Annotated in this window: 7 protein-coding genes, 1 tRNA gene and 2 pseudogenes; 3 read left to right on the top strand and 7 right to left on the bottom strand. The window is 35.2% G+C overall.

Annotated elements, in window-relative coordinates; all coding sequences use genetic code 11:
• Positions 1-67 precede the first annotated feature (67 nt).
• From OOK85_RS00910 to murJ, 4 genes are all read right to left on the bottom strand, one after another.
• Positions 68-460, bottom strand: coding sequence for a hypothetical protein (locus tag OOK85_RS00910; protein WP_264703428.1), 393 nt, complete (start codon positions 458-460; stop codon positions 68-70).
• Positions 461-603: 143 nt separating this feature from the next.
• The gene (locus OOK85_RS00905) at positions 604-1554 is read right to left on the bottom strand and encodes an IS481 family transposase (RefSeq protein WP_264702189.1); all 951 of its coding nucleotides are present in this window, start codon (positions 1552-1554) and stop codon (positions 604-606) included.
• Between the two features lie 321 nt (positions 1555-1875).
• Positions 1876-4419, bottom strand: coding sequence for an AsmA-like C-terminal region-containing protein (locus OOK85_RS00900; RefSeq protein WP_264703426.1), 2544 nt, complete (start codon positions 4417-4419; stop codon positions 1876-1878).
• Positions 4420-4858: 439 nt separating this feature from the next.
• Positions 4859-6346, bottom strand: coding sequence for a murein biosynthesis integral membrane protein MurJ (gene murJ / locus OOK85_RS00895; RefSeq protein WP_264703424.1), 1488 nt, complete (start codon positions 6344-6346; stop codon positions 4859-4861).
• A gap of 150 nt (positions 6347-6496) precedes the next feature.
• Between murJ and OOK85_RS00890 the strand changes: the two genes are divergently transcribed.
• From OOK85_RS00890 to OOK85_RS00880, 3 genes are all read left to right on the top strand, one after another.
• Positions 6497-6572: transfer RNA gene (locus OOK85_RS00890), tRNA-His, on the top strand.
• A gap of 65 nt (positions 6573-6637) precedes the next feature.
• A complete protein-coding gene (locus OOK85_RS00885; protein WP_264703422.1) occupies positions 6638-7090 on the top strand; it encodes a hypothetical protein in 453 nt (150 codons plus the stop codon).
• Positions 7091-7914: 824 nt separating this feature from the next.
• On the top strand, positions 7915-8667 hold the full coding sequence (locus tag OOK85_RS00880) for an IS5 family transposase (RefSeq protein WP_264702164.1): 753 nt from the start codon (positions 7915-7917) through the stop codon (positions 8665-8667).
• A 6-nt stretch (positions 8668-8673) separates the two neighbouring features.
• On the opposite strand, the pseudogene OOK85_RS00875 reads toward OOK85_RS00880, so the two are convergent.
• From OOK85_RS00875 to OOK85_RS00860, 3 genes and pseudogenes are all read right to left on the bottom strand, one after another.
• A pseudogene (locus OOK85_RS00875) lies at positions 8674-8844 on the bottom strand (IS110 family transposase); the annotation flags it as partial.
• Positions 8845-9212: 368 nt separating this feature from the next.
• Positions 9213-10635, bottom strand: a pseudogene (locus tag OOK85_RS00865) (phage portal protein).
• A complete protein-coding gene (locus OOK85_RS00860) occupies positions 10635-11666 on the bottom strand; it encodes a PDDEXK nuclease domain-containing protein (RefSeq protein WP_264374238.1) in 1032 nt (343 codons plus the stop codon). The pseudogene OOK85_RS00865 and the gene OOK85_RS00860 overlap by 1 nt, the downstream one beginning before the upstream one ends.
• Positions 11667-11673: the final 7 nt, after the last annotated feature.

Below are 11673 nucleotides of genomic sequence, written 5' to 3'. Positions count from 1 at the left end.
TTTATGATAGGCAAACCATATAAAAACAATATCTATAAATCCAAGCTTCTCATAAACTTTAAGACTCTTATTTTTTCCAAGAAGATCCTGCAACTAGCTCATGACTTACACTACTAAATGTAGAATTTGGTGATTGCATTTGTAGTCGTTTTACTATCTCTTCTACCTCCGTTTTTCCTTTTTCTGCCGTTCTTTTTTCTCTCTCTGCTACGTCCCTTGCTTGTACTACCCTCGTTACTATATTGAGCTTTAGTCTATCAATACTCTGGTCATTACATTCTGGTACATTCTCTCTTGATTCTTCCTCTTCCTTCTCTTTTTCAACAAAACTTCTGCTTAATTTCTCAAATTCATTTGCAAATTCTGATAATTTTTCAAAGTCAAATTCTTTTATTTCCCTTTTTAAGTCTTTATATTCTCTACATAGATTCTTAAATTTTGTTGCGTAATTCTCATTCAAAACCAAAAAAGTATATTGGCACTCTAAAAACTTTTGTATCAACTATGTTTTTTTAAATTTTTTGAATTTAGTCTTATTACAACTCTTGTTTATAACTTTGTATTTTTATTCAATTAAAAAATGTATTTTTGGCAACAAAAACCCTAGGTGTATGGTCCCAGAGTGTGATGGTGTGGATTTAGTATAAATAATTCTGGAGACTGTGTCCACTGATAACATATAAATTCATAAGGAGTAAGACCCTTAAGAGTTTTGAGTCTCTTTGCATAATTATAAGCCATAACAAAGTTATAAAGGTGTTCTTTAAGTTGCTGGTGCGATTGATAGTAATACTTCTTAACTGTAGCATCCTTTAAAGTTTTATTCATACGCTCGACTTGCCCATTCGTCCAAGGATGGCTAACTTTTGTCAAACGATGTTCAATAACATTCTCTTCGCAAACTCTATCAAATATATGTTGGAAAGCATACTTATGACGCTTCTGGTTTGTAAATTGTATACCGTTATCTGTCAAAATAGTATGGATTTTATACGGTAAAATTCTAATCAAATTACGTAAGAACTCAGCAGCTATGGGTTTTGTAGCACTGTTACGCAACTCAACATAGGTAAATTTGGATGTCCTATCAATAGCAACAAACAAATGTAATTTGCCCTCCTCAGTTCTAACTTCAGCAATATCAATATGAAAGTAACCGATAGGATATTGTTTGAATTTCTTTTTTGACTTAACTTCTCCATCAACAGTTGGTAATCTGCTAATGTTGTGTCTTTGTAAACAACGATGCAAGCTAGAGCGAGTCAAATGCGGAATTGTAGACTGCAGAGCGTAAAGGCAATCATCTAGTGGCAGTAGTGTATACTTGCGAAATGTAACTATTATAGCTTCCTCTTCTAGCGTTAAAACAGTCGATCTTGGACGCTTTGGACCCATATCAGCATCTTTCGTAAATGAACGTTTTCTCCACTTAATAATAGTTTTTGGATTAAGGTTATAATGCTTGGAGAGTTTTGCTATGCTCTCTTTTCTATTTTGTATTGCTCTACGAATCGTCTGTGTTGTTTTGGCGCACCCATGTAATATTTGTCCCATAACTCCTCCTTTGATGGTATTTTTTTCTCATATTTTATCATACCATCACACTCTGGGACTGTACACCTAGTAATATAGAGAATGCTGTATTTAAGCTATAAAAACAAATTTACCAAGCTTTGAAATGTTAATTACATGGAGAAGTATGTATGACAAACACCAAGTTAGAGAGAAGCCGGATGTGGTGAAAGTCACAAGTCCGGTTTTGAAGTCGAGTGGGGAGAGGTGACTTTCTCCACTTAGATAACTACGTCACGCTACTTGGATGACAGGAGGTAATGCAAAAAGCCTATTGTTCCCTAAACCGTACACCTAAGTAAATTAACTATTTTTCTTGCCAACCAGAGCGATGAAGATTTGGTCTACATCAAAACTCATTTTAGGACGCCAAATAGGGCCATCCAAATGCATATCGATATAGATTGGATTACTATAATTTGGTGGTATGAAAAAGAACCTGAATATAGAATTTAAAGTGAAATTAGATAAGGCTAAATTAGAAGAGATCGACCCTGATGCTTGATCAATCCCGAACTGTAAACTAGTTGAACATATACCACTCTTAATACTTGCTTTTCCGCTAATATTTTCAAAAAATGTCTTGCCATTATATATATCAACATAAGCAAGTGTGGAAATTTCAGATTTATTCTTACTGCTTAACAAATTAGTGATAAATGAATTGAAATCTACATTAGTAAATTCTATTCCCTGCGCTTGTAAGTTTACATCTCCTGATAAGTTACTAGCCCAATCATGAAAACTTTTTCCTTGAGTTTTGATTTCACCATTTAAGCTTACCTGACCATTTACATTGTCAATTTCTATAACCTTACCAATCTTTTTAGTGTCCAAATTTACAATAGAAAACCTTGTATTCATTGAGTCTGATCTTAAATAACCCTGAAAAAACACTTGCCCGTGTTCTAATACGTAACTTACCTGCCTGATAGTGATAGTGTTGTTTCTCATTACCGCATCCAAATTAAAATCTTTCAAAACATTCTGCTCGGTTTTAAATTCTGCAGTATTGATTTGCACATTTGCATCAAAGTCTTCTTTATCATCCAAAAAATCAAGCTGCTTTGTTGACCATTGAATTTGATCTATCTCATTTCTTGAATTTCTTTTCGTCTCTACTAAATTTGGTAATGTAATAATTTTTCCATTAAATTTATTGCCCGTAAGGTTCACATCTAATAAAGGTTTGGCGTATTTTTGATCTGCTAATATTTTTGCATTACCGGTAATATCGAAATCTTCTCCAGATAGTTTTATTTTATCTGCAACTAGCTTACCTTTTTCCATTTTTAGCAAAAAATCCAAATTTTTAATTTTCGTAGCGTTCAATGTAAGGTTATTAACACTGGCCTTTATGTTTGCATCATACTGAAAAATTTTCAGCCATTGCATTTTAGGTAAACTGCTAAATAATGAATGATCATATTTATCTGCATCAAAATTATGTATGCTAAATTCACCATTGATCACATTGTGTTTTTTTGTGTGGCTTACTCTAATTGACCCTTGCAAGGATTCCTTATTATTTAGCAGTCTAATGTCTGAGATAGATAATATTCTTGGTGCAAGGTGCAGTTTAGAACTTAGTGTAAATTGACTTTTCTGGTTTTCTTTCATCTTTATAGAAGGGAAAAAACATGAAATGAATGACTCAAAATCACCTCCTTCGACTAATAAATCACCGTTGAATTCAGATAGGACATTATTGTTTGAGATCTCTCCTGATAAATAAGATATATTATTGATTCCAGGAAATTTAAGAAGCGTATTAACTTTTACTTTGCCATCAGTGGATTTTAGTACAGCACGAAAATTGTCCAATATTTTGTTTTGATATTGAATGTTAGAAGCTTCCATATTAAAATTTAAGCTCAAGTTCTTTGGCACAACTGCTCTAAAACATTCCAGAAGATCCTTCATATTCATTGTTCTTTGTGAATCATTTTGTATGGAATCTAAGTCAACTTTGCTGAAGCTAATATTGAGATTAGTGTGATCGCCTTTTCTATCATTTTGTATTGTACCACTGGCTTGCATGCTTTTGGAATCAATTTTCAAGTCAGTTACCGTAAACTCATTTTCATCGAGGTTGATATTAGATGATATCTCAATATTTTCACTAGGAATAACACAAGAAAGAAAGCTAAGATTAATGATTTTTGCTAAATCACTCACAGAACCGGAACTATTATTAATCGTTAGTGTTAAATTACCCTGGAGTTCTTTTTGATTTCTATTACCTGTAAATAGCAAATTTACAAAATTTGATTCAACACTAATGTATACATTCTTTTTTGTGATATTAACCTTTCCTGAAAAATCGTAATTATTATCACCTACCTTCACTTCACCAAAAAACTGCTTATTTTTTTTTACAGCAACTTCCTTTATGTTAACAATATCAGCGAAATCACTCTTAAAACTTACTTGGCTGTCTTTTATTACTATATCGACTGTGTTACCACTGGCTTTTGTGTTTATAATATTAATTAAATTTTCTTTATTGCTTTTCATGCCAAACAATGTGATTGACTTTGGTTGCAACGAAAATAAAAACAACGATAGGAACGATGGCCTTATTTCAATTTTTCTTACACTAATTAAATCTGATAACTTTTGCTCTTTATTTTCGTTGTATTGTACATATAAATTATAAATAGTGAGCTTTGGAGTAATGAGTGAAACTTCAACTTTCCCTCCAATATGCACTTTAGCATCATACGTCCTCTCCAGCTCTTTTATGATATATTTCCTGTAGCCACTCCAATCCTTAAAAGTTGCAGCAACGTGCATAAGAATTAATAGCAGCGAGATTGATAATATGGCGTATATTGAGAGCTTCATAATATGCCTCTTAATTGCAATGGAGTTACTCTATTTCCTACCTTTGTCATCTCAGTGTCTACCCTTGTCATCCCAGCACCCACTCATAGCTGTACGAACATTCATTTTTGAAGGTAAATTGCATAGCAAATGATCAGTGCTTGACACTGGGATCCAGAAAATTTGATTAGACATTAAGTTGGTTAGCAAAAAAGTAGCTAGTCTTATGTTAAAACACAACATTTTTGATGAGGTTGCATGAGAAGCTGGATCCCAGTGTCTGAGCACTGGCTTCCCGGTGGAAATTGCTTTCAAATCACAATACTCATACAGTTGTATGTGTGACACTGAAATCCAGTGTGACTTAAACAAGGTTTTCCAGATCATACAATCAACAAAATTTCTGGATCCCAGTGTCAAGCACTGGGATGATACCATTTGTTGTACCTTCAGATTACATTTATACATGTTTTAAATTCCCTATAAATGTTAGGTAAAGAGTACCAAAATAAACAATAACACTCAAAGCTATTAAAGTCGTTAAATAAACAATACGAGCCAACATTTTATCAAAAAATAATCCTGCCAACAAAGAATTAAAAATATAAAGGGCTATCGACATGACTACCGTTGCTACAAAAATTTTCATGATATTTAACAATAACGCTTGGCTAACCTTATACATTTTATTTATTGTTAAATAACTAATTAATAGAATAGAATTTATCCAAGTGGAAACAGAAGTAGCAATAGCAATTCCCGTATGCTGATATTTGTTCATTAACAAAAGGTTTAGCACTACATTAATTCCAAGGCACATTAGTGAAAACATAGTTGGTATTTTCAGATTGCCTTTAGCAAAAAATGTGGGTAGCAATACTTTATTTATAATAAATGCAGGTAAAGAAAGAGAAAATGCTATTAACGTAGGAGCAGTTTGCTGCACTGCATAATGATCAAATCGGCCGTAAGAAAAAAGCGTAAGTAAAATTATGTCGGGAATAATGATAAAGGCAGCAGTTGTTGGCATAATTAACATTAATCCTATGTTGAGAGCCTTGTTCTGTATTTTGACTATATTTTCAGTATTATTCACCTGTTTTGAAATTAAAGGAAGAAGCACTGTACCGATTGCAGTACCGATTATTCCCTGCGGTAGTTGATTTAGTCTATCGGCATAATATATATAGGACACCGCATTTGGTATAAAACTCGCCATGATTGTGTCAATCCATACACTTATTTGTATTACACAATTGTTGATAGTTGCAGGTATTACACGCTTAAAAAACAACCTTACTTCATTGCTTAATTCAAGGCTAAAAGAAAAAGCTGCCTTTAACTTGTATGCACTAAACAGTATCAGAAGTAACTGTAAAATCCCTCCGATCAGGACAGCTATAGAAAGGTTGTGCGCTGGAGTTTTTACGTAAGGCACAAACAAACTGATGATTAAACAGAGATTCAAAACGATAGGTGCAATAGCTGTTGAAGCAAAATGCTGCTTTACTTGCAGCATTCCACCAATAAGTGATGCAATTGAAACAAAGATTATGTAGGGCATCATAATTCTTGATAAAGTAACAGTAAGGGTAAACTTACTTTGGTCAAATCCAGGAGCAAAAATTTGAATCATATAAGGGGAGAAAGTTTGCATAATAAGGCAAAAAATTACTAAGATAATAAACGTAATGGATATTACACTACTTGCAAAATTAAATGCCTTCTTATTATCATGTGATTCTGTTGAATATAACGGTATAAAGGACGTGGTAAATGCTCCCTCTGCAAAAAATGCGCGAAATAGATTGGCAAAGCGAAACGAAGAAAAAAATATGTCTGCAAGAGAGTTTGCACCAATAACCGTAGCAATCAATACATCTCTTATTAACCCTGAGATCCTTGAAATAGCCGTAAAAAAACTAAATGTGAAAATACTTTTAAACATACCACTACTTCATTAGTATCAATACAATTAACTATAATAGTAAAAGTATCAATGAAAATATTTATTGGCTAAACTTAAAACCTTCTGCAAAAGGAGAGTTAAATAATCAATTGACTATTTGCGCTCGTATGTTAGATATTTTATATCTTGGCGGGCGTAGCTCAGTTGGTAGAGCGTCAGTTTGTGGTACTGAATGTCGCCAGTTCAATCCTGGTCGCTCGCCCCACTAAAATTTTCTGCTTGACGGAGATATGAACAAATGGTAATATATCAATTAATTATCGAGGTTGTATGAATGACGGCACTGAAGGATTTTTAGTATTTTGTGGTATAGCATCAGTAATAGGTGCACTTATAGGTTTGGGATTGAGTTTCACAGCTTTGTCACCTTTGGTTATAGGTGGAATTGTTACTGCCGTTCCTATAATATTATTCTCTGTATGTGATATATGCGATAGTGTAAAAAAAGGAAAATTCTCCAAGGGAGATCTTTTCACGATGTCCGTTTTATGCGTTGCAACCACTGCAATTGGAGTTGGCCTTGCTGCAACCGCAACTGCTATTTTTCCTGGTGCAATGCTTGGTGCAGCTTTAGCAGGTCCAACAAAAGGAGTAATAGCGCCGATAGCAGGGTTACTTGCAACCGCGGCTATAATATCTGCTGCTAAAAAAGTGAATGAGCACATTATATCACCTATAATTGAGCACTTTTCTTCAAAAGGGAAGGGGTACGAATCACTTTAAACCAATTAAGTAAGGTTTCTGCTTTCTGTTATTCTAGTGTGCAGCATAGTTATCTAAGTGGAGAAAGTCACCTCTCCCCACTCGACTTCAAAACCGGACTTGTGACTTTCACCACATCCGGCTTCTCTCTAACTTGGTGTTTGTCATACATACTTCTCCATGTAATTAACATTTCAAAGCTTGGTAAATTTGTTTTTATAGCTTAAATACAGCATTCTCTATATTACTAGAGAAGTCGTATTCATTCATACCTAACACTTAATGTTGGCTCATAACATATTAACCACTACTCACAACTTTACCTTCCAAATTACAGTGTCCACGTCAGCATATCTTAAACATTACTTTAGGCCTTGGCTTCTTAGACAATCCCTCATTATAGGTGCATACGGGTGGCTCCCTGCTTAAAGAATAAGAGCATCTATAATGTTACTCCGTTCCATGAAATTGTTTCATGTTAGACTTAGGTTCCAACTTTTTGCCGGGAGATGGGAAACATCTTAATCAGACCAGTCAAGTTCTAATTATCCACTTTCTCCGTACCTTTTGGTCTATGCGTTAACCAACCTTATTTCGCATATCGTTCGTTACGACAATTCAGGCATTGGTTCCTCTCGTAACCATATCTAACTCTGTTTGCAGGGATTCACTATAAGGTTTAGTGTTACCTGCTTTTATCTCATGCTTGCATCCTAGAGGTTGCCACTCTCTAAAATGTGAGACATACATTATCCCCGATGTCTAGGCTCTGTGGACAAAAAATATGAAAAGAGAGAAAAAGATGGTAGTTTAGCCTAATAGGTAAAAAATGGAGAAACTACCATATGCAATATTACATCAAAGAGGAAAATTGGAAACAAATTTTAGAGTTCATAAAAAGCGTAAAAGGAATGCACAGCAAAGATGAAAAACGTTTAAGAATATTCATAGAGGCAGTGTGGTACATAGTGCGAAGTGGTTGCCAATGGAGACTTTTACCAAAAACTTATGGTAATTACAGGAGTATACATAAGCGATTTAAAAGATGGTGTGAAAGAGATGTCTGGAAAAAATTGCTTGAATATACTAAACAAGAGCCTGATTTAGAAGTTGCTATAATCGACGGTACGATCATCCGAGGCCATCCATGTTCATCTGGATATACAAAAAACTCCAAGGATCAAGAAGCTTTAGGGAGGAGCAAAGGTGGCTTTACAACTAAAATACATGCGCTTGTCGATGCACTTGGAAATCCACTTAAATTTACTCTGACTCCTGGTCAAAGAAATGAAATTACGCAGGCACAAGTGTTGACCGAAAGTATCTATAACTCTACTGTAGTAGCTGACAAGGGCTACGATAGCAATGCCTTTGTTACAAGTCTTGAAGACAAGGGATGTACAGTAGTTATTCCGCCAAAACGGAATCGAAAAGTGCAAAGGTATTACGATGAGCATATCTACAAAGAACGTCATTTGATTGAGTGTTTTTTTGGTAAAATTAAAAATTTTAGGCGCATTTTTTCCAGATTTGATAAAACTGCTGAGGTTTTTATGGGTTTTCTCAATTTTGTTGGAGCTCTTGTATGGCTTCTCTAAAATTTTGTCCACAGAGCCTAGAGAATTAGGTAGGATATCTGAAAATTTTTGAAACAACTGTTGCCAACCAGTAGCATCATTGTCAAACTTGATAGTGCTCTTTTGGTTGTGAGTTGCGGCAACATTTTTAAATTTTCCGATATCAATTCCAATGAAATTTTGATAAGATGTAATCATAATAAATAACCTCGATAGTTTAATTAATTTAAGATTGTAAACGGGTGCATACATATGTCCCATGCAACTATTCAAACGTATCGAGAGATGGGGCTAGTGTACCTTGATCTGAACGGTTGTAATACCAATGGCTCTTCGGTCGCACATGCCCGTGATAGCCCTATTCCTATAGTGAGTAGGGTTATCTTTCCCTCTTATCTCTTTTATATCACATTTTTAACTTACAATTACCTTTATTCCCCTTTCACTATTTCTTACTGCATGTTTTATATTTTTAAACGTTGGATGCTTCTCTGCATGTAATGACAATAAATCAAAGCTTCTTTGCTCTATCATCATCGGTTTATTGAGCCAGCTCACTTGTGTTGTCATATTATTTCAGTATTAGAATCAAAACTACTGACGTCCGAATCAAAACTTAAGTTGAGTGAACTAGCACGCCTTTGATCCTCAGCAATTTCCTGGTCTATTTCCTCTACATCATAGCCAAGTTCTGATACTACTTCTGACCTGCTCTTAAACCCATTCCTTACTGCCATTTGTTGTGCTTGCTGGTCTTTCAGTGGATCTACGTAAGCACACCCTTGCGGTATCCATTTTACCTCTTTTGCTGTTTCTTTTGCCCAATTTTCACCTATGTCCAGTTCTCCAGATAGTATTGCTAATTCTAACCACCTATCCCATACCGGACGGCAAAATTGAAATACCATTATGTTATGCTGTAACATTCCGCACCTCCTACGAAACTCTATTAACCCAGCTCTTATTGATGAATAATTGACACCCGTTAAATCCCCTGTTAGCTGCTCATACGTTATTCCCATGCCTACTGCTATTGCCCTGAGCTGCTGTTTCATAAATGCTTCATAACTTCCCCCAACGTCTGATGGTTCCGAGAACTTGATATCTTCCCCTGGATCTAAAAGTTGCATAGTCCCAGGTTCTAAACCCGATAATGCTACTCCATGCTCATTTGCTTCACCTTCTCCTAAAATATTTGCTTCTGGATCAAGTCTCGTAATAAACCCAGCAAACATTGCAGCAGTCTTTTTTCGTACTAATTCTGCATCATCATATTGATCTAGTTCATAGAGCTTTAACAGTACACTGGACAACCATGGTACTCCTCGAATCTGCCCAGGTCTTAGTGGTCTATAGATATGTAAAACATCGTTTGCTGGCACACGGACTGATTCGCCAAATGATCCTTCACCTGGATGTTCTCTAAATAGGTAATATGCTTCCCTCTGCCCAAGTCTATTGAATTCAATGCCGTTTCTAATTACATTACCGTTGGCAAGGGTTTGATTGCTCTTATTGTCTAAATGCTCTGATTCCAACACTTGCAGTTGCAACGGCACACAAAGACCATCTTCTCATTTTCTTGTTCGGAAAACATTCTCCTCCTTCTATCATGCTTCTACATACAAGAGCTTGTAATCCATAAAAATCACTTACTCCACTACTGTCTGCTTCATCTGTCCATCTTAGCCACAACTCTTGCACTTTTTTCCGAAACTCTCCATCTTTCGCCTTTGACTGCGGCTTTATTCCTGTTCCAACAGAGTTACTCACTATCGTATCGATGATGTTTGCCGCATAAGAGTTCTTTCTTACCATATCACGTGATCGACTTCGTAAAGTTTCAAGACTATGCGAGAGTAAGCTATTTATACTTCCTGACTCTGGTTGAAAGTGCAATAATCTCCTTCCTGAACCTGATGCATCCCATGCTGAACCTTTTGGTTTTGGTCGTTTGTGGAATAATTGTTTGAATGATTTTAGTAGCATTACTTTTCCTTGTCTGAAACTTTTGATAATTCAGCTTCTAATTCTTCTATTGTTGGCAGAGCTGTTTTTACCTCTTCTGGTAGATTTTCAGTGATTTGATACTCTGCTAACCCTATTGGCTTGTTCATGTCACGTAATGCATACTCGGCTACAACACCAACTTTAGAGCGATAGAGGATAAGACCAATAGATTGATTATCACCTGGCTGTCTTAATAAATCATCAACTGCTGAAAGGTAAAAATTCATCTTTCCAGTGTATTCTGGCTTGAATTTCCCTGCTTTTAGTTCAATTACAATATAGCAACGAAGCTTAACGTGGTAAAAGAGCAAATCCAAATAGAAATCTCTATCTTCAACCTGTAAATGGTACTGCCTTCCTAAAAATGCAAACCCTTCACCAAGTTCTAAAAGGAAACGTTCTATGTGAGCTACAAGAGCTTTTTCTACTTCCCTTTCATGCGCTTTTTTACCAAGACTCAAAAAATCAAATACATAAGGATTTTTAAGCGTTTGCTGTGCTAAATCTGATTGAGGCGATGTAAGCTTATTCCTAAAGTTTGTTATTGCTTTACCTTCACGTTTATACAAATTTGTTTCAATTTGCATCGACAAGATATTGCGAGACCAGCCGTGTTCACGCGACTTTTTAGCATACCAAAATCTTTCCTCTTTGTTTTTAATTTCGTACATTATTACGATATTGTGACCCCAAGGTAATTGGTCAACAGCTTGTTGACGAATTTCGTTTTCGCTATATTCTTCCGCAAACCTTCTCATATACTTTAGATTTTGAATGCTAAACCCCTTCATATCAGGAAAAGCATCTCGCAAATCTTTACTTAGTTGTTCAATAACTTTCGCTCCCCAGCCATATTCTTTTTGCCGTTTTAAGATTTCTGTACCAGTATAATGATAAAGCAAAATAAGCTTACTATTAACCGCAAGTGCTGCTTTGTAACGATTAGTAGCAATATAACCTTTTAACTGCTCTAAAAATTCTGTATATTCTTTTCCTATAATTTTTGTCATAGTGTTC

It is taken from the genome of Wolbachia endosymbiont (group A) of Volucella inflata (assembly GCF_947250665.1).
Taxonomy (GTDB): domain Bacteria; phylum Pseudomonadota; class Alphaproteobacteria; order Rickettsiales; family Anaplasmataceae; genus Wolbachia; species Wolbachia pipientis.
The sequence above is the reverse complement of the archived record's forward strand: the minus strand, read 5'-3'. Positions and strand labels throughout refer to the sequence as shown.

Excerpts from the sequence above, each read along its gene's own strand:
- OOK85_RS00905 (WP_264702189.1), bottom strand. The coding sequence starts at position 1,554 with ATGGGACAAATATTACATGGGTGCGCCAAAACAACACAGACGATTCGT.
- OOK85_RS00900 (WP_264703426.1), bottom strand. The coding sequence starts at position 4,419 with ATGAAGCTCTCAATATACGCCATATTATCAATCTCGCTGCTATTAATT.
- murJ (WP_264703424.1), bottom strand. The coding sequence starts at position 6,346 with ATGTTTAAAAGTATTTTCACATTTAGTTTTTTTACGGCTATTTCAAGG.
- OOK85_RS00885 (WP_264703422.1), top strand. The coding sequence starts at position 6,638 with ATGAATGACGGCACTGAAGGATTTTTAGTATTTTGTGGTATAGCATCA.
- OOK85_RS00880 (WP_264702164.1), top strand. The coding sequence starts at position 7,915 with ATGCAATATTACATCAAAGAGGAAAATTGGAAACAAATTTTAGAGTTC.
- OOK85_RS00860 (WP_264374238.1), bottom strand. The coding sequence starts at position 11,666 with ATGACAAAAATTATAGGAAAAGAATATACAGAATTTTTAGAGCAGTTA.